The 22,962-nt window shown below is 58.7% G+C and carries 28 protein-coding genes; 17 read left to right on the top strand and 11 right to left on the bottom strand.

Translation table 11 applies throughout. The features are described 5' to 3' along the window. The first annotated feature begins 324 nt into the window (after positions 1–324). Entirely contained in the window at positions 325–1,536 is a 1,212-nt protein-coding gene (locus tag EN808_RS03185; protein ID WP_135915115.1) for a DUF932 domain-containing protein, read from the top strand. A 221-nt stretch (positions 1,537–1,757) separates the two neighbouring features. Here EN808_RS03185 and EN808_RS03190 read toward each other — a convergent pair whose 3' ends face one another. After that, positions 1,758–1,985 (bottom strand): helix-turn-helix transcriptional regulator, encoded by a 228-nt coding sequence (locus tag EN808_RS03190; protein ID WP_135915116.1) that lies wholly within the window; start codon positions 1,983–1,985, stop codon positions 1,758–1,760. A 79-nt stretch (positions 1,986–2,064) separates the two neighbouring features. On the opposite strand from EN808_RS03190, the gene EN808_RS03195 reads away from it, so the two are divergent. From EN808_RS03195 to EN808_RS03225, 7 genes are all read left to right on the top strand, one after another. Beyond that, positions 2,065–2,343: a DUF2285 domain-containing protein gene (locus tag EN808_RS03195; protein ID WP_063170738.1), complete on the top strand. Its 279-nt coding sequence runs from the start codon at positions 2,065–2,067 to the stop codon at positions 2,341–2,343. Positions 2,344–2,483: 140 nt separating this feature from the next. Continuing rightward, a complete protein-coding gene (locus EN808_RS03200) occupies positions 2,484–2,690 on the top strand; it encodes a DUF6499 domain-containing protein (RefSeq protein ID WP_135915117.1) in 207 nt (68 codons plus the stop codon). 70 nt (positions 2,691–2,760) lie between these two features. Then, complete coding sequence (locus EN808_RS03205; RefSeq protein ID WP_135915118.1) at positions 2,761–3,282, top strand: DUF2285 domain-containing protein; 522 nt, start codon at positions 2,761–2,763, stop codon at positions 3,280–3,282. Positions 3,283–3,416: 134 nt separating this feature from the next. Further along, on the top strand, positions 3,417–3,707 hold the full coding sequence (locus EN808_RS03210; RefSeq protein WP_135915119.1) for a helix-turn-helix domain-containing protein: 291 nt from the start codon (positions 3,417–3,419) through the stop codon (positions 3,705–3,707). Positions 3,708–3,754: 47 nt separating this feature from the next. After that, positions 3,755–4,480, top strand: coding sequence for a replication initiator protein A (locus EN808_RS03215; RefSeq protein WP_245525033.1), 726 nt, complete (start codon positions 3,755–3,757; stop codon positions 4,478–4,480). Continuing rightward, positions 4,477–5,691: a TrbI/VirB10 family protein gene (locus tag EN808_RS03220; RefSeq protein WP_135915121.1), complete on the top strand. Its 1,215-nt coding sequence runs from the start codon at positions 4,477–4,479 to the stop codon at positions 5,689–5,691. Before EN808_RS03215 ends, EN808_RS03220 begins: the two co-directional genes overlap by 4 nt. Then, positions 5,688–5,915: a DUF2274 domain-containing protein gene (locus EN808_RS03225; protein WP_135915122.1), complete on the top strand. Its 228-nt coding sequence runs from the start codon at positions 5,688–5,690 to the stop codon at positions 5,913–5,915. The genes EN808_RS03220 and EN808_RS03225 overlap by 4 nt, the downstream gene beginning before the upstream one ends. On the opposite strand, the gene EN808_RS03230 is transcribed toward EN808_RS03225, so the two are convergent. The 3 genes from EN808_RS03230 to EN808_RS03240 form a co-directional block, all read right to left on the bottom strand. Further along, a complete protein-coding gene (locus EN808_RS03230; RefSeq protein WP_135915123.1) occupies positions 5,907–6,326 on the bottom strand; it encodes a LysR family transcriptional regulator in 420 nt (139 codons plus the stop codon). The two genes, EN808_RS03225 and EN808_RS03230, sit on opposite strands and share 9 nt — an antisense overlap. Positions 6,327–6,361: 35 nt before the next feature. Beyond that, positions 6,362–6,967, bottom strand: a complete 606-nt coding sequence (locus EN808_RS03235; RefSeq protein WP_135915124.1) for an acyl-homoserine-lactone synthase — start codon at positions 6,965–6,967, stop codon at positions 6,362–6,364. Positions 6,968–7,041: 74 nt separating this feature from the next. Beyond that, positions 7,042–7,950 carry a LuxR family transcriptional regulator gene (locus EN808_RS03240; protein ID WP_189524046.1) on the bottom strand — a complete coding sequence of 303 codons (909 nt, stop codon included), beginning with the start codon at positions 7,948–7,950 and terminating at the stop codon, positions 7,042–7,044. Between the two features lie 83 nt (positions 7,951–8,033). Here EN808_RS03240 and EN808_RS03245 point away from each other — a divergent pair, with 83 nt between their 5' ends. From EN808_RS03245 to EN808_RS03265, 5 genes are read left to right on the top strand one after another with little or no spacing between them, the layout of a single operon-like run. Then, on the top strand, positions 8,034–8,810 hold the full coding sequence (locus tag EN808_RS03245; RefSeq protein WP_135915258.1) for an ATP-binding cassette domain-containing protein: 777 nt from the start codon (positions 8,034–8,036) through the stop codon (positions 8,808–8,810). Positions 8,811–8,830: 20 nt separating this feature from the next. Further along, positions 8,831–9,607, top strand: coding sequence for a transporter substrate-binding domain-containing protein (locus EN808_RS03250; RefSeq protein WP_135915126.1), 777 nt, complete (start codon positions 8,831–8,833; stop codon positions 9,605–9,607). 15 nt (positions 9,608–9,622) lie between these two features. Continuing rightward, positions 9,623–10,312, top strand: coding sequence for an ABC transporter permease subunit (locus EN808_RS03255; RefSeq protein WP_135915127.1), 690 nt, complete (start codon positions 9,623–9,625; stop codon positions 10,310–10,312). Between the two features lie 5 nt (positions 10,313–10,317). Beyond that, on the top strand, positions 10,318–11,070 hold the full coding sequence (locus EN808_RS03260) for an ABC transporter permease subunit (protein WP_135915128.1): 753 nt from the start codon (positions 10,318–10,320) through the stop codon (positions 11,068–11,070). Between the two features lie 28 nt (positions 11,071–11,098). Next, complete coding sequence (locus EN808_RS03265; protein ID WP_135915129.1) at positions 11,099–11,590, top strand: succinylglutamate desuccinylase/aspartoacylase family protein; 492 nt, start codon at positions 11,099–11,101, stop codon at positions 11,588–11,590. Here the strand turns inward: EN808_RS03265 and EN808_RS36190 are convergent. Further along, positions 11,587–12,054 carry a hypothetical protein gene (locus EN808_RS36190; protein WP_189524047.1) on the bottom strand — a complete coding sequence of 156 codons (468 nt, stop codon included), beginning with the start codon at positions 12,052–12,054 and terminating at the stop codon, positions 11,587–11,589. The genes EN808_RS03265 and EN808_RS36190 overlap by 4 nt on opposite strands. A gap of 194 nt (positions 12,055–12,248) precedes the next feature. Between EN808_RS36190 and EN808_RS03275 the strand changes: the two genes are divergently transcribed. Further along, a complete protein-coding gene (locus EN808_RS03275) occupies positions 12,249–13,160 on the top strand; it encodes an arginase family protein (protein ID WP_135915260.1) in 912 nt (303 codons plus the stop codon). A 225-nt stretch (positions 13,161–13,385) separates the two neighbouring features. Here EN808_RS03275 and EN808_RS03280 read toward each other — a convergent pair whose 3' ends face one another. Continuing rightward, positions 13,386–14,729, bottom strand: coding sequence for a Zn-dependent hydrolase (locus EN808_RS03280; protein WP_245525026.1), 1,344 nt, complete (start codon positions 14,727–14,729; stop codon positions 13,386–13,388). 50 nt (positions 14,730–14,779) lie between these two features. Continuing rightward, positions 14,780–15,724, bottom strand: coding sequence for an ornithine cyclodeaminase family protein (locus EN808_RS03285; RefSeq protein ID WP_135915130.1), 945 nt, complete (start codon positions 15,722–15,724; stop codon positions 14,780–14,782). A gap of 289 nt (positions 15,725–16,013) precedes the next feature. Between EN808_RS03285 and EN808_RS03290 the strand changes: the two genes are divergently transcribed. The 3 genes from EN808_RS03290 to EN808_RS03300 all read left to right on the top strand — a co-directional run bounded on the left by EN808_RS03290 (position 16,014) and on the right by EN808_RS03300 (position 18,248). After that, positions 16,014–16,781, top strand: a complete 768-nt coding sequence (locus EN808_RS03290; RefSeq protein ID WP_135915131.1) for a transporter substrate-binding domain-containing protein — start codon at positions 16,014–16,016, stop codon at positions 16,779–16,781. A gap of 245 nt (positions 16,782–17,026) precedes the next feature. Further along, the gene (locus EN808_RS03295) at positions 17,027–17,515 is read left to right on the top strand and encodes an ABC transporter permease subunit (RefSeq protein ID WP_210235445.1); all 489 of its coding nucleotides are present in this window, start codon (positions 17,027–17,029) and stop codon (positions 17,513–17,515) included. A 1-nt stretch (position 17,516) separates the two neighbouring features. Beyond that, on the top strand, positions 17,517–18,248 hold the full coding sequence (locus EN808_RS03300) for an ABC transporter permease subunit (RefSeq protein WP_135915132.1): 732 nt from the start codon (positions 17,517–17,519) through the stop codon (positions 18,246–18,248). A 307-nt stretch (positions 18,249–18,555) separates the two neighbouring features. On the opposite strand, the gene EN808_RS03305 is transcribed toward EN808_RS03300, so the two are convergent. From EN808_RS03305 to EN808_RS03320, 4 genes are read right to left on the bottom strand one after another with little or no spacing between them, the layout of a single operon-like run. Then, the gene (locus EN808_RS03305) at positions 18,556–18,966 is read right to left on the bottom strand and encodes a RidA family protein (RefSeq protein ID WP_135915133.1); all 411 of its coding nucleotides are present in this window, start codon (positions 18,964–18,966) and stop codon (positions 18,556–18,558) included. A 54-nt stretch (positions 18,967–19,020) separates the two neighbouring features. Next, positions 19,021–19,764: an MBL fold metallo-hydrolase gene (locus EN808_RS03310; protein ID WP_135915134.1), complete on the bottom strand. Its 744-nt coding sequence runs from the start codon at positions 19,762–19,764 to the stop codon at positions 19,021–19,023. A 31-nt stretch (positions 19,765–19,795) separates the two neighbouring features. Then, the gene (locus EN808_RS03315; RefSeq protein WP_135915135.1) at positions 19,796–21,223 is read right to left on the bottom strand and encodes an NAD-dependent succinate-semialdehyde dehydrogenase; all 1,428 of its coding nucleotides are present in this window, start codon (positions 21,221–21,223) and stop codon (positions 19,796–19,798) included. Positions 21,224–21,276: 53 nt separating this feature from the next. Continuing rightward, positions 21,277–22,911 carry a GMC family oxidoreductase N-terminal domain-containing protein gene (locus tag EN808_RS03320; protein WP_135915136.1) on the bottom strand — a complete coding sequence of 545 codons (1,635 nt, stop codon included), beginning with the start codon at positions 22,909–22,911 and terminating at the stop codon, positions 21,277–21,279. Between the last annotated feature and the right edge of the window lie 51 nt (positions 22,912–22,962).

Consider the following 22,962-nt stretch of genomic DNA (forward strand, 5'->3'; position numbering starts at 1 on the left):
GTAAAATCCACGTCTTTCCGCAACATTATAAGAGTAAGCTTCGCTTTTATCATCCTGATCGGCTGCGGATGCCCTTGCCGATCCCATGGGAAGCAAGGAGCTTCCCCTCGCTTCCCCGCCAGTTCCGGCTGTGCAGAGCAGGGTCGCTGGCTCGCAAAGCGGCTACCACGGCAATAATCTCGATCGCTTTCCATCCGCTTCGCTCAACCATGCAACCCGGCTCCGCGCGCCGGCACTGGCCCCCATCACTCCCGCGCGCTCTCGCGCCCCCGGAAGGCATGCCGGGGGACATGCCTTCGGCATTGAGGAAAAGGAGTGAGCGAAATGAACATCACCACCATCATCAACGGCGAGAGCAACACCCAGCAGCAGGCGATTTCCAGCGGCTTTCGCGTGGATATCTCTCGCGGCGAGAGGATCGGACGAGTTTCCTCCGAATGGTTTTCGCGTCCCGATGACGAGCGCTATCTGAGCCTTACCGAGCTTTATGATGCAGTGAAGCAGCGCGCGGACCGAGCGACCGCCCGCACCGTTGAGAGCCGCGCCGTGCGCGTGGAAGCCACCCGCGACAATGCAGAGCGACTTTCGCTCATTGTTCCCGGACAGGAGCAACCGATAGCGCCAACGCATTGGAGCTTCGGCCAGCTTTGCAGCCTTGTCAGTGCACCGGCCAACTACATGCGCCAGCTACCCGCACCGCTGGCAGGCATCAATTTGCAGCATGGCCTTTTGAACCATCGGGCGGAATTGATGAAGACGCTCGAGACGGAAGACGGACGCATTGAGCTTCGCGCCGTGACAGGGCCGGACTATGGCCGCATCTGGGACCATGAGCTTGTCGCTGCCGTGATGAACTTCGCGGGCAATGGCACCGGCGACACCATGTGGAAGGTGCCGGGCGTTCTTGATTGGGCCACCATGACCCACAATCCTTTCGTGGACATCACAAAGGACACGACCACGCTTTACGCCAGCGACCGCGACGTGTTCCTGTTTCTGGTGGATGACACGCATCCGATCGAAGCCGGGCGCCTGCCGAATGGTGAGCCGGATTTGTATTTCCGAGGCTTCTATTGCTGGAATTCGGAAGTCGGTTCGAAGACTCTAGGCATTGCGAGTTTCTATCTCCGCGCCGTCTGCATGAACCGCAATCTCTGGGGCGTGGAAGGTTTCGAGGAAGTCACGATCCGGCATTCGAAGTTTGCCGCGCAGCGTTTTGCCCATGAGGCAGCGCCGGCTTTAACTAGGTTTGCGAACTCAAGCCCGGCGCCGTTCATCGCTGGCATCAAGGCCGCGCGTGAGAAGATCGTAGCCCGCACCGCCGAGGACCGCGAAAGCTTCCTGCGCAAGCGCGGTTTCTCCAAGGGCGAAACGGGCAAGATCATCGAGACTGTGTTGCAGGAAGAAGGTCACCCACCCGAAAGCATCTTCGATTTTGTTCAAGGCATGACAGCGCATGCCCGCGCCAGGCCGCATCAGGATAGCCGGCTGGAGCTTGAAGGAAAGGCGAAGGCACTGTTGGAAAAGGCGGCGTGAACGAACGAAAGGCCGCACGGCGAACGTCTCGCCGCGCGGCCTTTCTGGTCCGCCACATCAACCGGATTGTCATATCATAAGAATATCTAGCGACCAGATCATCGGGGTCGGCGCGTGCGGCCGCTTTTATGAAACACGGCGGCCGCTCGCCGGGCTCCGCCCGGCTCGCGATGCTACTGCTGTCATGGAGGCCAACAAGACAAATGCGGCCGAATGACTCGCTATTTTGTGACGCGCGATGGAGGGCGCCTTAGAAGGTCCGCGGCCTCAATCCCGAGAACATTTGCCAACTTGTCGACAACGTCGATCGTCGCGCCGTAGACGCTGCGCTCCAACGCGCTGATGTAGGTGCGATCGACTTCCGCGCGGTGAGCCAGCTCTTCTTGCGAAAGCCCAGCCGCCTGCCGATGCCGCCTCAGATTGCGTGCAAACACCTCGCGTATTTCCATGCCCGCGAGTGCAGCGTCTTGTCGAGTATTCAACCACGGAGTATTCTCTACAAAATGACTTCAAGGATGGAAATCGCGTTTGCTCAAACCACTGCTTGATCCCGATGTTGCCGACGTTGCTCCAGACTCCTCGATCTTGACCGGATACGACGAGGAGCGGCTGCTCACCTACATCCGCCTGCTCGACGCGGCGGCCGAAGACGCGGACTGGCGCGAGGTCGCCAGGATCGTCCTGCACATCGATCCTGAGCAGGAGCCGGAGCGAGCGTTCAAATCGTGGGAGACCCATCTTGCCCGCGCGCGGTGGATGACGACGAGTGGCTATCGGTATCTTCTGGCGGGCGGTGCGCCCCACTAGGCGCAGACTACCACCCTCCACGCTTTGCTGAATCAGCACAGCGGTTTGCTGACTCTCCAACTACCCAGCCCGCGCATCGACCTCGATGCTGATGCCGAAGCTCGCAGCCTAGTGCTGGCATCGGGAGAGGATCTGGCAAATTGCAAGGCGATTGGACCAATCCAGCGGCCTATGCGCACATGCGCGACTACGAAGCGCAGGAGTTCGCTGCCGAATACCTGATCCGGAACGACACCTTCATCGTCGAGTGCAGTCAGCTTGCGTTGCAGGGCGCAAATACCGGAGACCTGCTGGGACAACCTGACTTCGCCGCACGGTGGGGCGCGCGATTTCACTGTCACCGGTGACGGACTTCCATATGCCGAGAACATCGTCTGGACGGAACAGGCCTCGCCGCGCGTTCTCCGGGCCACGCGGATGCCTGCCTCGATCGACTCTTCGCATAAGAGCGTGCTTCCTCGCGAGCTCCGCAACGCTAGCGTTTGGGAGCAGGGCGAAGACCTTGAGGCTCTTTGGTCGGCATCTACCGCAACGCATCGCCTGATTGCCGAGAGTTACGACGGTTCACTTGGCATCGATGCCATCATTCTCCCGCTCGACGAAGCCTTCGAAACAAGACTGGACGCCGCACGCCAATTCTGGAGGGCGCTGAACGGTCGGTTGCCCGGCGGCCCAGTCTATGGCGCGCTGCCCCAGCAGACGAAGACCAGGCATATCCTCAATCTGCGCGCTCACGACGCCCGCCGCGCAGCGGCCTCCTATCGCACGATCGCGGAGGTGCTGCTGTCACGAGATCCAATCGTGCCACGGGATTGGCGCGACCATCACCTCAGGCACAAGGTACGGGCCGTCCTGCGAAGAGCGGATCGCCTGGTCGCCGGCGGCTACCGCGACCTTCTTTTCTATCCGCACAGCCGCCGCCGAAAATCCGATCGGTGAAGTCCTTCTTCGCAGGGGAGCAAAAACACATCCCCCTATGTTTGCCCTCCCTCGCTTTTCCTCAATTCGACCATCGTCCGTTTCGCGCGTCCCGGCAGGCCAGGATGACAGCAAAACCGGATGGAGATCGAGCGATGTCGAAGGGTCCCGCGGACGCGCCCCAAAAATACCTGCGAACCAAGGAGGCAGCACCGATCGTCGGCCTTTGTGCCCGCACGCTGGAAAAGCACCGAACTTACGGCACCGGACCAAAGTACCGGAAAGTCGGTGGGCGCGTGCTCTATGACATCAATGACCTTCATGCCTGGATTGAACTCGGCGCGCGCACCTCCACCAGTGATGCGGACGCGACCTTTGTTCCGCCGGCCAAGCCACATGCCGCCCGCGCACCTGCCTATGCTGGCAGACGCGATCGCGCTTCCTAACCGCTGGGGCGGCGTCAGTGCAGTACCGCTCCGAAGGCCAGCTTGATCTGTTTCACGCTCGCGCCAGTGTAGTCACGCCGCGCGACGCGCAGGATCTGATGTCGTGGCCGTTCTTCTCGCTCGCCAAATCCCGCCGCGTGACACCGATCGATTTTCGCATGGGCGACGTATCGATCCGCGTCGAGGCGACGGTCGAACATGGCATGGCGACCATCTGGGACGCCGACATTCTGATCTGGGCTGCCAGCCAGATCGTCGACGCACGAGACAATGGCCTTCGCACATCGCGTCTTATGGCGACCACACCCTACGAGATACTTGCCTTCATCGGCCGAGGCGATTCCGCCCGTAGCTACGACAGGCTGAAGGCTGCACTTGATCGCCTGCAGTCGACCACGGTTGCCACTTCGATCCGACAGCCTGCCGAACGTCGGCGGCATCGCTTCTCCTGGATCAACGAGTGGAAAGAGCGAATGGACGCCAGCGGGCGCCCGCTTGGCATCGAGCTTATCCTGCCCGACTGGTTCTATGCCGGCGTCCTCATCGAGTTTCCGTCCGGCATCGCTCAGGGTGAGATGCCGCCGCTCTTCGTCATCGGCCCATCGGGCGGCTCGGAACTGGTCAACTACCGCGCTCGGCAAAACTACTATGTGGTCGACCGTCTCTTCGCCGCGGCTGAACTGAGGCTCGGCGACAAGACGAGCGAGAAGCGTGTTAGAATCGTGCGCACTGACGGGAAAAAACCGCAGCGCAGCGCGGGGCTGTTCCGATGAGCGACGTTGCAAATCCCCCGAACGTGGACATCAGGGCCGAACTACGTCTGAGGCCCGAGCCCGCCAGGGTCACGCGCCTTTCGCGCAAGGTGCTGATCGGTCTAGGTGGAGCGGCCAGCGCTGCGATCCTTGGCACACTGATCTGGGCGCTCGACACTAGGCGGCGCGGCAACGATGAGCCGTCCGAACTCTTCACCACTGAAAATCGATCTACCGCCGACGGGCTACAAACCCTGCCGAAGGATTATGCCGGCATTCCAAAACTCGGGCCGCCTTTGCCCGGCGATCTCGGCCGGCCAATCCTGCGTGCACAGGAGCGCAGCCAGTCAATCGAGGCGCCCAACATCAGTACGCCGCGCGCCGATCCGGACGAGCAGCGCCGCATGGCGGAGATCGAGGCCGCGCGTGTCGCAAAGCTCTTTACCGACACCAACGCGCGAGCGAATCTGGGGCGGCAGGATACTGGTGCAGGAAATGCCGTGGCGAACGCCATGTCCGGCTTGACACCACCGACCGAACAGCCGCCGCTCGATCCTGGCGCTGCGCAAAACATGCAGGACCGCAAAGCCGCCTTCGTCAACGCCGAACCGGATCGCCGCACCGTCAGTTCTGACCGTCTCGCGGAGAAGGCCTCGCCCTATGTCGTGCAGGCCGGCACGGTCATTCCGGCTGCACTCATTACCGGCATCCGTTCCGATCTTCCCGGTCAGATCACTGCTCAGGTAACCGAGAATGTTTACGACAGCCCATCAGGAGCGCACCTGCTGATTCCGCAGGGCGCAAAACTGATCGGCCAGTACGACAGCCAGGTCGCCTTCGGCCAGTCGCGCGTGCTGCTGGTTTGGAACCGTCTCATCACGCCAGACGGCGCCTCGATCGTGCTGGAGCGCCAGCAAGGCACCGACGCAGAAGGGTTTTCCGGGTTGGAGGACGAGATCGACCATCATTGGGGACAGCTGCTTCGGGCTGCTGCGCTCTCGACGTTGTTGGGCGTCGGCGGCAGCCTCGGTTCCAACAACAACGAGAGCGCCATCGCTAAAGCGATCCGCGAAAGCACGCAGAATTCGGTGAGTAATGTCGGTCAGCAGATCGTGGGTCGCCAACTCGATGTCCAGCCAACGCTGACAATCCGGCCGGGTTTCCCGGTCCGCGTGATCGTCAACCGCGACATTGTTCTTTCGCCATATGTCGCGCCGAAGGATCCGTCATGACCAAGCTAAAGCTCTCCGCCATTCCCGACGACCGGCCCATTAAGATCACGGTCGAGCTGCCCGCCGCCGTTCACCGCGATCTTGTCGCCTACGCCGAAGTGCTCGGACGCGAGACGGACCAGAAAGTTGCCGACCCGGCAAAGCTGATCGCGCCGATGCTGGCACGATTCATGACGACCGATCGGGCGTTCGGCCGAGCCCGGCGCGACTCTAAGTCAGGGTAAACGGGTCGCGGCACGTTTCTCTTGCACGAAGCGCAGGGCGATATCCGGCCTGCCCCGAATGAAGTCGGCAACTGCATCCAGAAACTCCGTTGCGTGTAAGGACGCGTCGAAGCCGATCGACACCCTGCCGGCTTGTCCTTCTCGGGCCGTCTTGACCATGGCGAGTGTACCGTCGAGGTCAGTCAGAACGCGACGAAGGTTGCGCAGGAATTCGGCGCCGGCCAGGGTTGGTCGGACACCGCCTGTGTGACGTTCGAACAGAACCGCTCCAAGTGAGTGCTCAAGGTCACGGACGCGCCGGCTCAGAGCAGAATGGTGGATCCCCATGCGTCGAGAGGCGCCGAGGAAGCTGCCTTCATCAGCAATGACAAGTGCGTAATCAAGCGTAATGAGCTGGACGCGTCGCCGCATTGCTGTACCGTTGTGAGGTGACAATATGGCCGCAATCACGAAATGGATTTTGTGGTTTTGCTTGCACTTCGCGTCTCGCGAAGCCTTTGGAGCGTGCGTTCATCGAAGCTCGCTGTCACCGCCACTGTCTCTTCACCGCCTATGATCTTCGGCAGCCCCAGCGGCGTCACCCTGAAATGCAACTGAACCAGGCGCAGCAGCCAAAGCGGGTTCATTTCGATGATGATCGTGTCGACGCCGTCGCCCAAGCCCCACTCGACAATACCGGACAAAAGCGCATTCGCGACAGGACTGAGCATTCTTCCGCGTTCGCGATACTGTGGCTCGACACAGTATCGCGTCCATTCCCAGATGTTGTCTCCGCTCGGCCTGGCGCCATCGCACAGGTCCGGCAACACCTCCGACAGCAAGTGGGGTCGCGTCGAAGGGAGCATCCGTTGGTAGCCGACGACGCGCTCCTCGACAGTAAAGAGCATATGGACTGCATGCTCATCGTCGAAGCGATCAATTTCGCGACCATCTTCGCGCCGTAGATCCGTCCAGCCCTTTTCTTCGACGAACACTTTGTGTCGAAGATGGAAAGCCTGGTCCATTTCTCTCTGATGGTTTACCGCGTTCTGCGCTGTAACGATAAGAAGCATCTTGGTTGTCCTCCGGTTTCGAGGTCAACCAATGGTCGCTTCCGGAGGATGGCGGCATCACGCAATTGCGTGAGTTAGGCGATCAGACCGTGGCGAAACGCTTCCGCGACAGCATGTACGGTGTTTGCCACCCCGAGTCTCTCCCGCGCCGATCGCAGGTGAGTGTCTGCCGTATTGCGACTGATGCCAAGGCGATCAGCGATTTCGTCCACGGTGAAACCCTCGGAGGCCCAGCTGAGAACGTCCCTTTGTCGCGGAGACAGACGTACCGGTTTCGAGTCCCATTTTCTATCGGCGAGATTAGCCGCGCAGCCGAAAGCACAAGCGGCAACGAACTGAAAAGCGAGGCGGTCGTGAGGATCTGGATCCAGCTTTTCGCCTGCAATGGAGAATCCGACCGGCTGCCCCTCCAACGTCGCGAACGGTATCGTCAGACCTTCGCATAGCTTGAATTCGGTCGCCTCCTCCATGACCCGACGACCGAAGGGGCCCACCCTGGACACTTTATCGATCTCGCTCCAGAGGAATGGCGCGTTGCCGCGATTTACAAGTTGAATGGTCGGGTCGCGAAAAAGATAGCCCTTGGAGAAGTAGCGCGCGGACCATTGTTCTGGCCAAGCGTCGAGCAAAACATGGGAGACCTGTTCATGTCTCAAGGCATGAGGCGGCGGAATTGGTCCTGCCAGAAGATTGGTCGCGCCAAACCTCTTCGCATAACCAAGTAAGGACCGACAAAGTTGTTGTTGGGTTGAGCTCTTCCGGAAGTCATTCAGAAATTCGAATGTGTCATAGAGGCGCCGCCGCCAAACCGCGGTTGCTCCTACAATTGGTATCGTTCCAGATCGAGAACGGGTCATTGCTACTACCGTGCCGGCGCGCATGACTCGCCATGAGCGGACGTAAGTTTGCGCAGTTCCGCCAGGGGCAAGTCTCAATATTTGGAAACTTCGTTTGCCAGTTTCAAAAACGACCTTGGCGCTCATTTGTAAGATGGTCATGCAAACTTGGGTGGGGAAGGTTTTTAATCGTGGACGATCAGAGACCGCCGATCCAACTCGCCGACACCATGCGCAAGGGCGGGCTCAAGCTTCAGGTCCGCGACCTCCGCAAACTTTTCGGAAATTTGGAGGTTTTAAAAGGCGTCTCGCTTGACGCGAACGAGCACGATGTCATCTCGATCTTGGGCGCAAGCGGCTCGGGGAAAAGCACATTCTTGCGCTGCATAAACTTCCTAGAGTCCCCGACTAGCGGAACGATCACACTTAACAATGAGCCGATTAGGACCAAGGTCGGCCCGAACGGTAATCAACATCCCGCGGACCCAAAGCAGTTGCAGCGCTTCCGAGCAAAACTGGCCATGGTTTTTCAAAGCTTCAACCTGTGGTCTCACATGACGGTGCTCGAGAACGTCATTGAGGGGCCTATCCAGGTGCTGGGCATCGAGCGAGCTCGGGCGATCGCAACCGCCGAAAGCTTGCTCGACAAGGTAGGGCTAACCGATCGCAAGAACTACTACCCAGCCTTTCTCTCTGGCGGCCAGCAGCAGCGCGCCGCGATTGCGCGGGCGCTCGCGATGGATCCCGAAGTTCTGCTGTTCGACGAACCGACTTCAGCCCTGGACCCGGAGCTTGTGGGCGAAGTTCTGTCCATCATTCGCGCTCTGGCAGAGGAAGGCCGAACAATGATCATCGTTACGCATGAAATGGCTTTCGCGCGCGACGCCTCCAGTCGCGTCATCTTTTTGCGGGATGGTCAGATCGAAGAGGAGGGTGACCCTCGGACGATCATGACGCGCCCATCGTCACCCCACTTCCAGCGCTTCCTCGCGCGAACGCATCGGTGATAAACCAAGGGAGGACTACTATGATACCTCGATTTGCAGGTGCTCTTCTGACGGCGGCCGCCATTCTTCTCATGGTGGGCGAAGCCGAGGCTGATCAGACTATTCATTTCGCCACCGAAGGAGCTTTCCCCCCATTCAATGAACGGGCTCCGGACGGATCCCTTGCGGGCTTCGAGATCGATCTCGGCATGGCCATGTGCGCGAGGATGGGCCGTCACTGCGAATTCATCGCTCAAGAGTGGGACGGTATGATCCCTGGCCTGCTCGCTCACAAGTATGACGGCATTTTCGCGTCCATGGCGATCACCGAGGAGAGAAAGAAAAAGATCGACTTTTCCAACAAATACTATGAGTCCGGCGGTGTTTTCGTGGCCCCGGTTGGCGTGACCATCGATGTTGCGGACAAGCAGCTCAAGGCCAAGACGGTGGGGACACTCTCCGGGAGCACCTATCTCTGCTATCTCGAAAAGACCTATCCAACGGCGAAAGTCGTCACGTACCCCAACGCCGACGCCCTCTATCTCGACCTGACGTCCGGCCGTCTCGACGCCATCTTTGCCGACGCTGTCGCTTCGGATTTCGGTCTGCTCAAGACCGACGCCGGCAAGAACATGGCGTTCGCGTCCAAGATCGTAACCGATCGCGGCTGCTTCGGAGAGGGAGCCGGCATTGGACTCCGGAAGGAGGACGCCCAACTGCGCGAGGAACTCAACAAGGCGATCACCGAGGTCCGTCAGGATGGAACCTACGACAAGATCGCGAAGAAGTACTTCGGCTACGACATCTACGGCAACTGATCGGACCATATAGTCGTGGAAGCAGTTCTGCAGTTCTCCCCGTTCCTGTTGGCCGGCCTCAGGGTGACAATCGCCTTGAGCATTCTGTCGGTCATGGTGGCCGTTGCCCTGGGCCTCCTTGGCGCCTGGGCGAAGCTTTCAGGTTCAAGGAGAGCTCGGCGGATCGCAGAACTCTATACGACGCTCGTGCGCGGCGTGCCTGATCTCGTTCTCATGTTGTTGCTCTACTTCGGTGGGCAAATGGCATTGAACCGGATCGGCGCCGCCACAGGCTTGTGGGGCTATGTCGAACTCGATGCCTTCACCGCTGGCTTCCTGGCCATCGGGTTCATTTTCGGATCCTACATGACGGAAACTTTTCGAGGAGCCCTATTGGCAATACCGCGTGGTCAGATCGAAGCAGGTATCGCGGTTGGAATGGGCCGGTTGACGCTCTTTCGTCGTATAATATGGCCGCAATTGGTCCGGTACGCCTTGCCAAGCTTCACCAACATCTGGCTCAGTCTCATGAAGACGACTGCCCTCGTGTCGGTGATGGGACTCGAAGATCTCGTCTACAACGGCTATGCCGCCGGCAAGACCGCACATCAACCCTTCACCTTCATGTTCGTTGTGCTGGTAACCTACCTGATCCTGACGTCGATCTCGGACATGGGGCTTCGTTGGCTCGATCGGCGCTATAGCTCTCACCTGCACCAGGCGTAAGCATCATGACCGTCGCCGATATCACCGCAGAACTTACCAGAATAAGCGAGACATGGTCGCCCGTCGATTTCATGTTGGCAGCAAAGCATGTCGACCTCTTCCTGCTGGGCCTGCGGAACACGATCATACTGCTGGTCGGCTCCCTGTGTCTCGCGAGCCTTCTGGCTATTCCGCTTGCGGTCGCCAGGGCGATGCGCACGCCGGTCTTGAGCACATTGGTGTTTGCCTACACCTATCTGTTTCGGGGTACGCCACTGCTGGTCCAAGTCTATCTGCTATACTACGGTGCGGCGCAGTTCTCCTTCGTTCGAGACTCATATCTGTGGGTTATCCTGCGTGAGGCTTGGTGGTGCGCCTTCATTTCCATCACCTTGTGTAGCGGCGCTTACATCACCGAAGTTTTTCGGGGAGCCATCGAAGCCGTACCCCGGGGAGAGATCGAGGCCGCCAAGGCTTGCGGCATGTCGGGCTTCACGGTTTTTCGTCGTATCACGCTGCCAAGCGCACTGAGAAATGCTCTTCCGGCTTATGCGAATGAGGTCATTTTTTCGGTCCACGCGACCGTGATCGCAAGTACGGTTACGATCATCGATATTCTCGGCGCGGCTAAGCAGTTCAACAATAAATATTATCTCGCCTTTGACGGCTTTTTTATTGCCGCAGCCCTCTACATGTCGTTGGTCTTCATTATCAGCCGTGGCTTTGCTTTCTGGGAAGCCAAATGGCATCGCCACCTATCTCGGCCACATCATTCCTGATGATTGCAGATTGGAGTTTCAGGATTTGATGGAACATCTTGGCACCATCGATGCTGTTCTAACGGCCGACATCGTTTCACCTAAAGAAGGAGAGGCCCGGCTCGCAAGCTGTGGTGCAGGCAGGATGTGCATTCGGCTTGACATCGATCTCGACGCGCCAGGGCGGCAAATCGGTACAGTTTCCGTATCTCTGGACCCGGCTGACGGATGCGAGCCTCAGAATATAGCGATGCCCATCATTTCGGTGCGCCCTGGCGTCGGGCCAACATTGGTGCTGACCGCCGGAGTCCACGGGGACGAATATGAGGGGCAGGTCGCGCTAGCGGAGCTTGGCCGCTCGCTTGATATAAACCGTGTAAGCGGCCAAGTCATTATCATGCCAACCGTGAATGGTCCCGCCTGCTTCGCGGGGCAGCGCAATACACCACTGGATGGCATGAATTTAAACCGTGCCTTCCCTGGTACCACCAACGGAACTTTCACAAGTCGACTGGCCCATTTTATGAAGCCGAACTATTAGCACGCGCTGACTATGCCGCCGATTTTCATTGTGGTGGGGTCCATTTTCTGCCTTCCACGCTTTTTGTCGTCACCGGTGACGCCGCCGGTGATCAGAGGAGGATGGATCTCGCCGCAGCATTCGGAGCTCACCACTGCATGCTGTTTGGGTTCAAGACGATGGGCGTGGAAGTGGGAATAGATGCGGCGATGCTGCGGCAGAACGTCGTGGGAATCAGCGGGGAGTATGGCGGGTCGGCCGAACTGAGCATTGCGACGCTTGAACTTTGCCGGCAGGGTTTGCACAGACTGCTTTCTCATGTCGGGATAACGAAGCCTGAAACTCCACCAACGGTAGTCCTTCCGAAGTTGGTGGATGTTCGCGCCGACGAATGTTATGTGGTCGCTGAGCGCGAAGGGCTGTTCGAACCCTTGGTTAGGCTTGGGGAATACGTCAGATCCGGTTCCCCTGTCGCGCGGATGCATCGGCCTGACAGACCAGCACAACCGGCCACTTTTGTCCGTGCGCGTTGCGACGGCATTGTAATGGCAAGTCGGGCGCGAGCCAAATCATCACCAAGCGACTGGCTCTTCGTTATCGGGCAGCCGGCGCAGCTTTGATTTTTGAATCGCTGAAAGATAAGGACTGCGAAAATGCGTGCCTCACGGGGATTGGTTTGATGAGTGCATCACCCTCGTTTCTTGGTTTGCCCGCACGACTTGCAAACCAACATTCGCCTCGAATCATCCTGTTCGGTGTCGGTAACGGCAGCTCGTATAGAGGGACGGATACCATAGGGTACGCGTTGGCGGCCGGCGCCATTCGCGCCGCAAGCAAGGATGGCGCCCGGGATGTCGAGAACTGGGATTTCGATCTTGGAGGGCCTCTCTTCAACGGTGAGCCCGGATGCTGCATCGACGCTGGCGACGTCCAGACCACCATGCATGACAATGCAGCAAACCGGTTCGGGATCGAGGCGAAGACGAGAGCTGTACTGGCGCAGCAGGCCGTACCGGTTGTGATCGGCGGCGACTGTTCGGTAACGATCCCCTTCCTTGCCGGCTTTAAAGACCACGGGCCGATCTGGGTATTGCAAATCGACGCCCACATAGACTGGCGCGACGAGATTGACGGGGAACGCTACGGGTCTTCAAGTCCCATGCGCCGGGCGAGTGAGATGCCACATGTCGCCGGCATGGTGCAGGTTGGATTGCGGAGCGTCGGTAGCGCGCGCACCGCCGACGTCGAAGACGCGCTTCAATACGGAAGCCGGTTTGTGACGTCTCGTGACGTTCACGCGAGCGGCGTCGAAACCGCTCTGCAATGCATTCCGGATGGAGCGCACGTCGTTGTCACGCTTGATTGCGACAGCATCGACCCCGGTGACATGCCGGGCGTCGTGGCGCGCACGCCCGGCGGCCTCACTTACATTCAGATTATCGACCTGATCGCAGGCCTTAGGCGCCGAACGAAAATCGCCGGGTTCAATCTCGTTGAATTCTACCCCCCGGCCGATGTTGACGGGATTTCGGCCATCATGGCCGCGCGCATTGTCACCAATGTCATCGGTTCTATCGTTCGGCAAGCTTGATACCGAGACTTCGCGTTGAAGCCCGATCCCTCGCTCCATCCTTTTCATTGGTCGCAGAACGCAGGTAGCGGGGCAACGCGCTCAAGTCTGGTCCTGACGATGCAATTACCGGCAGGAGACCCAGTCACCTAGAATGAGGGGTGAGCAAGCAACACTCGAAAAGCCGGAATAGCTCGTGGCCGGAAAAACGCCTCAGATGTCGAAGGAATTCTCATTCGAACCGCTCTATAAATATGCAAGCCTGTAGAGCGTTCCTGCCAGAACCTTGATGCTGGCGACGATGTCGGGAATCGAGGAAAATTCCTCCGGGGTGTGGCTTCTACCGTCTTTGCTACGAACGAAAATCATCCCAGCGCGAGCGAGCTTCGACATCTGCTGTGTGTCGTGGCTGCCGCCGCTTGACAGCGCGCCCAGCTGGACGCCTTGATCCTCGGCGGCGGCCTTGATCGCCGTGACGATTTCAGGATGGCAGACGAGGGGCACCTGGTCTTCAACCACCGAAATCTTGACATCCAGGCCGCGGCGGTTGGCGACTTCATGGATCAGGGTTTCGTGCAAGGCATAAAGCCTCTTCAAGGCTTCAGGATCAGGATGCCGGGCGTCAATCATGAAGGTTATCTTCGCTGGGATGATGGCCGGTAGGTTCGGCTCCGCCCGGATTTGCCCCACGGTTGTCACGGCAGGTCGTCCCCAGCGCTCCGCAGTTGAAATGACGCCGCTTGCTATTTCGGCGAACCCCGCCATCGGGTCGCGGCGCGAATCCATCGGAAAGGCGCCTGCGTGATTGGCTTCTCCGGTCAATTCTATTCGGTAGTGGCGAAGGCCGTTGATCGCTGTGACGAGACCGACCGCAAGGCCTTCGGCTTCGAGCACGGGGCCCTGCTCGATATGCAGCTCGATGAAGGCGCCGATGTCATTACGCTCGGCGGTCGCCAAGGCATTCGGATCCAGGCCGGCATCCTTCATGGCCTGGCCGATCGAGACGTCGTCGTCATCGACCAGTTCGTCGAGCTCGCGCGGCTTGATGCAGCCGGTTATAGCGCGCGAACCCCACAGGCTGGCGGCGGCGAAGCGGCTTCCCTCCTCCTCGCAAAGCGCAAGCACCTCCAGAGTGCGACGAGGCTTGCCGAATTGCTTGTTCAGCGCATCGATCGCGACCAGCGCCGCAATCGCACCCAGGGCGCCGTCGTAGCGCCCGCCGGGCGTCTGGCTGTCGATGTGCGATCCCGATACAATGGAAGGCCCGGCTTCCTTGCCCTCCAGCCTTCCCCAGACATTGCCAACGGCGTCCTGATGCACGGCAAGACCTGATTCCCGGCACCAGCCGGAGAAATGATTGGCGGCCTCGATCCACTCTGGCGAATAAACCGTGCGCCAGACACCGGTTCCGCCATGCGCACCGAACCTGCCTAGGTCGAGGATCAATCGTTCGATGTGCTCAGGGTCGATGTGAATCAGTTCTACCATGTCGTTCTCCCTCGCTGTCGATGAACCCTGAATGCCGCTAGCACGTGCGTCGTTTCCATTGGTCCAACCCCCGCTATCAATACAGCGACGCCGTTTTCGCAACGTGTCTGCTTCTTTCGGGGGGCGAAAGTCGGACTTCTCATACGGGCCATTTAGACTGTACGGGCGACAACCGCTTTGGCGATCATGATGTCCTGGACCGCCACACCCGTCAGATCGGCGACCGTGATGTCCGCGCGCGAGCGCCGGCCAGCCTTTCCGGAAATGACATTCCCGAGCTCGACGACGCGGTCGCCGTCTATGGCGCCGGCTGCTATCGCTGTATGGATCTCTCCGCGGAGCAGACACTGCTGTATGCTGTCAGCAACCACCATGCTGGCATTTCTCAGAAGCATCGGATCGAGCTCGCTCTTTTCCGGTGTATCCGAACCCATCGCGGTGATATGGGTGCCCGGCTTCACGAAGCTGGCGAGCAGGTAAGGCTGACGGGACGCGGTTGTCGTGACGATCAGCTGCGCGCAGGAGGCAACTTCTGCCGGACTTGCTACGGCGCGCGCTGTGTAGCCCATTCGCCCGATGTCGCGCACTGCTTCTGCCGCTCTCGCGTCGTCGCGCCCCCACAGAACGAGGTTTCGGCAATCCGTCACCCGGCGTAGGTAATCGGCCTGCAGGCGCGCCTGGACGCCTGAGCCGCAAATGCCGATGGTCTGCAGATCAGGCGGGGCAAGATGACGTGCTACGACGGCGCCCGCGGCCGCGGTCCGATGATTGGTCAGCTCGCCTTCTTCGAGCAGGACACAGACGACTTGCCCGGTCTTTGCGGAGAGCACCAGCATACAGCCGGAGAAGGGCGGCAGTCCCAGTTGCGGATTGTTGAAAAATCCCGTTGCAAGCTTCACGACAAAAATGTCGTCACCGCGCACGGCGCCGTATTTGATATGAAGTTCGCCGTTTTCATCCGGGAAGAGAAGTTCGCCGACAGGAGGTACTTCGACCTTTCCCTCAGTAAAGGCGACAAACCCACGCTCGATTTCGGCCACGACATCGATGTGTGGCAGCGCTTCCAGAATCTGCTCAAGCGGCACGACCTTTGTCAACTTCGTCTCCCCGGGCAAGACCGCAATTCGGTCGGCCCGCACGGCCCTAGCACAAGGCCTAGCCAGTTAGTTGCCCAGTTTGGAAACCTGGCTTCAGGATTTAGTCAACGCACGCGACGCGGGCTGGGCTAACTTCGGAGCCGCATAGGGACCGAAGCGGCCCAGTAGCCTTCGAGGCAGAGGGAGGCACGCATTCGGCCTGATAATCGTCGGGTGGACTCAAGGGACGGCGCAGAAAATCGCTACCGCCGACTTGCTGCAATGGTCCTAAACCTAAGGGGAACAAGATATGAAAAACAAACTGCTCGGGCTCATCGCTGCTGTCGGAATCGCTCTCACCCCAATCGTGGCAGCGGCCGCGGACATAACGTTCGCCACGGAGGCTGCGTATCCGCCGTTCAATTTCCGAGCCGCGGACGGATCGATCGCGGGCTTTGAAATCGATCTTGGGCAGGCTCTGTGCAAGAAGATGAATCGCACCTGCACATTCGTAGCACAGAACTGGGACGGCATGATCCCGGGGCTGCTGGTGAAAAAGTTTGACGGCATCTTCGCCTCCATGTCCATCACCGAGGAACGCAAGAAGCAGATCGACTTCACCGATGCATACTACCAAACCGCCGCATCCTTTGTTGCGTCCGATGCGACGAAGATCGATTTTTCCGACAAGGCTCTAGGCGGGCTGAAGGTTGGCACGGTTCCGGGAGTGTCGGAGTGCTATCTCGAAAAGACCTACCCGAACGCCTCCATCCAAGTCTATCAGAACTCCGAAGAGATGTTCCTTGACGTCAGCTCGGGCCGGCTGGATGCCGTCTTCTCAGACAGGATCCAGCTCGACTTTGGCCTTTTGAAAACCGAGCGCGGCAAAGGGTTCAGCTTCCAGGGCGATTCCATCAGCGACCCGGGTTGTTTTGGCGAAGGCGTCGGTATCGGCCTCAGGAAAGAGGACAAGGAGCTTCGCGAGGCCTTGAACAAGGCCATCAAGGAAGTCCGCGATGACGGCACCTACAAAGCCATTAACGACAAATACTTCAGCTACGACATCTACGGCAAGTGAACCAAGCCGCACTCCGACGCGCTAAACATGCGGGCAAGGTGATCGACCGTGGCTAACGCGGGCGACTACCTGCCTTTCGTTCTGCGAGGCATCTACGTCACAGTCGCATTGAGCGTCTGCTCGCTCGTGGTTGCGACAGTATTGGGACTGGTCGGCGCATGGGGCAAGTCATCGCCGGTCACGGCTCTGCGAAGGACGGCCGAGACATACACAACGCTGGTCCGGGGTGTACCGGACCTCTCTTGATGCTGCTTCTCTATTATGGCGGGCAGGCGGTCGCGAACTGGATTGGCATCACTACGGGCCTGTGGGCGCGGATGAACCTCGACCCATTTACGGTGGCCGTTGTGGCGATTGGCGTGATCTTTGGCTCTTACATGACCGAGACCTTTAGAGGCGCCTATCTGGCAATCCCGCGGGGTCAAAGCGAAGGCGGCAAAGCTCTCGGCCTAAGCAGATGGCAACTCTTCAGGCTGGTTATCTGGCCGCAGCTCGTTCGCTACGCATTGCCGAGCTTTTCCAACAATTGGTTGAGCCTTATGAAAACAACGGCCCTGGCTTCGGTGATGGGACTGGAGGACATCGTCAACAAAGCCAACGCTGCCGGGCGGGCAACGCATCAGCCTTTTTCGTTCATCGTTATCGTCCTCGTCGTCTATCTGGCTATGACAGCAGCCTCGGATCTGGGGCTGGGTATCCTGACGAGGCGGCTGCGTGTTTGGGGCGCCGTCTGATATGGAAGATGCGTGGTCCCGCTTCCAAGCTGTCTCGCCTATCGACTTCAGAGTGATCCTTGACAATTGGCAGCTGTTTGCTCGAGGCCTGGTCAACACGCTTCTGCTTGTTTCGATACCGCTGCTGCTTGCTACCGCGCTCGCCATTCCCCTGGCGGTGATCCGGGCGCGGCAGGTTCGCATCCTCAGCCCGCTGGTGTTTTGTTATACCTATTTCTTCCGCGGAACTCCGCTGCTCCTTCAGCTATATCTTCTCTACTACGGCGCCGCCCAGTTTGATGCCGTGCGCCACTCCTTTCTTTGGCCGGTGCTCCGCGAGGCGTGGTGGTGTGCCTTTATTTCCATTGCGACCTGTTCGGCCGCCTATCTGACGGAAATCCTAAGGGGGGCCATTGAGAACGTCCCGCAGGGCCAAGTGGAAGCAGCCAAAGCACTAGGCTTGTCCGGCCTGCAACAATTCCGGCTGATCGTTTTCCCTTCAGCCTGGCGCCAGTCTCTCCCGTCTCTGTCCAACGAGGTGATCTTCGCGCTGCATAGCAGTGTCGTTGCGAGCACGATCACCATTATCGATATCCTCGGCGCAGGCAGGATGCTCAACAATAAATATTACCTCGCCTCCGAAGGCCTGTTGACCGCTGCCGTCATCTACCTGGCGCTCACTTTTCTGATAACCGCGGTTTTCCGCCGGGTTGAGCGCAAATATCTCTTACATCTGCAATCACCGCGATCGTGAAAGAGCCGGGCTTGCGTCAATGAAGCTCCTCTTGCCGGCACGAATTCTATGTCCATCAAGACGCGGCACCGGTCGGGCTTCGACGCGCAAGGCGGCGACCGAGGCCACCAAACGCCGACCGCTCGCCGGTAGCAGGACGGTGACAACCTTGGGCAAGGAAGCCGAGGTCAGAATCGTTCGGCGAACTCGACGCGGCAACTACGCAGCTCCCGCACGCTGAGCCTGCTGACATTGCGAATCTAAAGAAGCCGTGCAGATGTCAGCAGAAATGCAGAGTTCTTAGCACCTGAGCGCGAGGTCTACGTCGTTATGGCGCCGCGTCGTCCTGGATCACTGCAATCGCTTCCACCTCAATCAAGTATTCCGGGTATGCGAGCGTTTCCACGCCTACGAGCACGTCTGTTGGATGATGGCTTCCGAACACCGCCCGACGACCTGGATCAATCATCGCCAGATATTCATGCTTGTAGTTTGCGACATAGATGCCAAGCCGCGTTACGTCCTCTGGCTTTGCACCAGCAGCGCGCAGAGCCAAGCCTAAATTTGCGAAAGCCTGGGCCGCCTGTTTCGCCATGTCACCTTTACCAACAAGCTTGCCGCTGGGGTCTTCCGGATATTGTCCGGCAATGAACACCATTCGGCTCCCTCGCGCGACTATGACATGGGTGTAGTTGTTGGGAGCATCTATCCCTTCAGGGTTTATGCATAAATGCGCCAATGTTCCCTCCTCTTTGAACGGCTGCCGTAGGATTTGAAATCGAAATACCGCGGCTCACTCTTGCCGGGCGAGAAACTCTTCGACGATCTGCAAATATCGTTTGCCGTCGAAACTTGGGTAATGCCCGGCATGACAGGCTTGTACGGGCAAGTCACGGATCCGCTCGCAAGACGCTAGATACTGGTCATGATCTGAGCTGTACCACCTGGTGCGCCCAATTCCGCGAGACCCGTTGTGGATGGCATCGCCGCTAAACAGGATTTGGTCTCGGCGATCGTACAACATGATCGATCCTGGCGAATGTCCAGGCACGTGGATCACCTCAAACGCCCGATCACCAAGGTCAATGACATCTCCATCTTCCAGGGTCCTTGTCGGCGCAGCGGGAGCGATCCTATGTTCCTTGATCTCCAGGGGATCGATCGGAACGCCAACCATCTCCGGCACCGCATAGGGCTCGTAGATCGTGTTGGCTCCGGTGGGGTCCGCCAAGACGTCGGCCTCGGCGGAGTGGGCGCAACGGCACTCAAATTCGTGATTGCAGCCGATGTGGTCGCAATGGCTGTGGCTTGAAACCGCCACGACATTCCGGCTGACCTCCTCGCCGATAAAGCGGCGCAGGGAAACAAATCCAAACCCCGTGTCGAAAAGCAGATTTCGGTCGCGCCCCCGCACCAGCCACATATTGCAGCCGTGACCTTCGTCTATGTACGATTCACGGATTTTCCATATGTTTTCATGCACGCGATCCGAGCTGTACCATTCCTGACTTGTGAACTGAGAGAAACGCCGAAACATCAAAACCACTCCGTGATCAACGTCTCAGGTCCTAGATTTGCGAGATGAATTTGGTGGACAAATAGGCGTCTATTCCCTCCGTGCCCCCCTCCGACCCGATGCCAGAATCCTTGATCCCGCCAAAAGGCGTTTCCGGAAGGCTCAAGCCAAGGTGATTGATCGACACCATTCCGCTTTCGACGGCCGCTCCCACGGCGGCCGCGGTTTTTGCCGAGCGGGTGTAGGCATAGGCAGCTAGACCATAGGGGAGCCGATTTGCTTCCTGGACCGCGTCATCGAATGTCCGGAAGGGCCTAACCAGGGCGACAGGCCCGAAAGGCTCCTCATTCATCGCTTTGGCGTCATTGGAAGGGTTAGCGATCACCGTGGGCTCGTAGAAATAGCCACGGTTGCCTATCCTCTTGCCACCGGTCCTGATTTCGCCGCCGGATTGCAAGGCATCAGACACAAAGGCATCAATGGCGTCCAAACGGCGGTTGTTCGCCAGCGGCCCCATCATCGTGCCGCTGGTCAGTCCGTCGCCGACCTTGATAGCCGCCGCCTTCTTGGAGAACCTTTCAACGAAAGTCTCGAATATGGATTCCTGAATCAGGAACCGGGTGGGTGATATGCACACCTGGCCTGCATTCTTGAACTTTGCGGAACTCAGGTCATCGACCGCCGCATCGAGATCAGCGTCGGAGAAAACGATCGCCGGCGCGTGTCCCCCAAGTTCCATCGTGGCACGTTTCATATGCAGCCCTGCCAGCGAAGCGAGCTGCTTTCCCACGACGGTTGAGCCCGTAAACGAGACCTTTTGAATAAGGGGATGTGAAATAAGGTATTTTGAGATTTGCGGCGGGTTACCGAAAACCAGATTGATCACTCCTGCAGGAACGCCGGCGTCGATAAATGCCTGCAGAAGTTCCGATGGAGAGGCCGGCGTTTCCTCAGGCGCCTTGACGACTACCGAGCATCCAGCCGCCAACGCCGCAGACATTTTGCAGACGATTTGGATTGTGGGAAAATTCCATGGCGTAAAGGCTGCAACAGGCCCGATCGGCTCACGAACCGTGAACTGATGAATGCCTTCTCCGCGGGAAGGGATGACACGGCCATACGTACGCGTTGCTTCCTCAGCGAACCAGTCGTTCGTTTCTGCAGCCGACCGAACTTCGTTGAGAGCTTCATGGAGTGGCTTTCCCTGTTCGATCGAGATCAGTCGGGCAATCTTGCCTTCACGTTCGCGAAGAAGGGCAGAAGCGCGAAGCATCACCTTTGCTCGTTCGAGCGCAGGTATTTTTCGCCAAACCAGGAAGCCCCGGTGGGCTGCGGTCACGGCCTCTTCAAGATCGCTCTCATTTGCTTTAGCGACCGTTCCAATCACTTCTTCGGTAGCAGGGTTGATCACCGAAATGGTCTCGCTGGCCGATCCAGAGCGCCAGTTGCCATCAATGTGCAGCAGGGTGTCTTGGTACATTTGAGATCCTCTTATCAACCTGACGCGCTTATTCCGTCCGCCATCAGTGTCCATCAGGCGCGCGAGATACCTCGTATGAGGTCCGCGCCTTTTTCAGCGATCATGAGTGTGGAGGCATATGTATTTGCAGATGGCATGGTGGGCATCACAGATGCATCTACAATGCGTAGCCCAGCGAGCCCGTAAACCCTGAGCTCCGGATCGACGACCGCCAGGGCGTCGCTCCGCGGCCCCATGCTGCAGGCGCCTACAAAGTGATAGCCGGTATTGCCGGTGCTTCGCGCGAAGTCCAACAGCGCTTCATCGCTTTGAACGGCTTTCCCCGGCTCCTCCTCGCCCTCCGCGAAACGAGCGAGGGGCTTCGCCGCGAGGAAGGTGCGAGCCAGCCGAAGTGCCCTGACTGCAACGGTCTGATCCATAGAAGCCGACAGGTAGTTTGGCTGGATGACCGGAGATGCCGTTGGATCAGGCGAGGTGACGGAAATGTGCCCAACGCTTTCAGGCCGGTGCTGACTGAACCCGCAGGTTACCGCAGGGAAATCATCCAGAACGTAGACATGACCCGGTTTGTAGCTTCCGGGCGTAAAAATGTACTGCAGATCCGGCCTGTCGACCGAGGCGTGCGACTTGCAGAACGCGTAGACCACCGATGGACTGAGAGAGAGGATGTTCGGCGCCCCTGCCAGCCACTTCAGGATCTCGAGGCCAAGCCGCCATCCTTTTGCTTGCTCGTTCAGGGACAGAACGCCCTTCTTCATCCGTTGGTTGATGTGAATGAAGTAGTGATCGCGAAAATTTTGGCCCACACCGGGCAAATGGTGCCGGGTCTCAATGCCGGCTTTCGAGAGCACGGCCCCGTCGCCGATCCCGGCGAGCTGCATGAGGCGCGTCGTGTTGATCGTACCAGCGCAGAGGACCACCTCGCGCCGGCAGTGCACGAGCGTGCGCAGCGACGGATTGCCTTCCTTGAAGTACCAGACACCGGAGACGCGGCCATTTTCAATAAGAAGGTCGCACGCCTGGGCGAACGGACGGATCTGAACGTTTTTCCTTTTCAAGGCGGGGTGAAGGAAACCTGTGGCGGCCGAGACCCGAAAACGGCCCCCAATCATGCGCTGGAAGTAGCCCACACCCGCTTGCGCCTCGCCATTGTAGTCTGGATTGCGCGGGATTCCTGTCGTCTCCACGCTTTCGATAAAGGCCTCGCAAAGTTCATTCTTCCAGTTGGGGTCACTTACAGTGATATTTCCTTCGCGCCCGTGGTAGCGCGCTTCACCCGGACCAATGCGTCGCTCCGATCGACGGAAGTACGGAAGAACATCCTCATACCCCCAACCTGAATTGCCCAACTGAGCCCACTCATCGAAGTCGGCTGCTTGCCCCCGATTATAAACGAGGCCGTTGAGCGAGCTCGAACCTCCGTAAACTCGCCCTTGGGGAAGAGTAATTGCTCTTCCACCGCTGCCTGGGCTTGGCTCTGATCTGAACGGCCAGGTTAGTTGGGGGTTGGTGAGAGTCTTGACGTAACCTGCGGGGATATGGAGGAAGGGATTGCGATCTGGTCCGCCAGCTTCGAGCACTAGAATATTCGACTTGCCGTCGTCACTAAGACGATTGGCGATCACAGATCCGGCACTGCCGGCACCTACAACGATGTAGTCAAAACTGTCTTCCGGCGTATTTGCCATCGCGTCCATCCGCATAAAAGTTTCTCAGCTAAGCTAGGAGCGAGCCGATAA

The sequence above is a fragment of the Mesorhizobium sp. M8A.F.Ca.ET.165.01.1.1 genome, from assembly GCF_004792065.1.
In the GTDB taxonomy this organism is placed as follows: domain Bacteria; phylum Pseudomonadota; class Alphaproteobacteria; order Rhizobiales; family Rhizobiaceae; genus Mesorhizobium.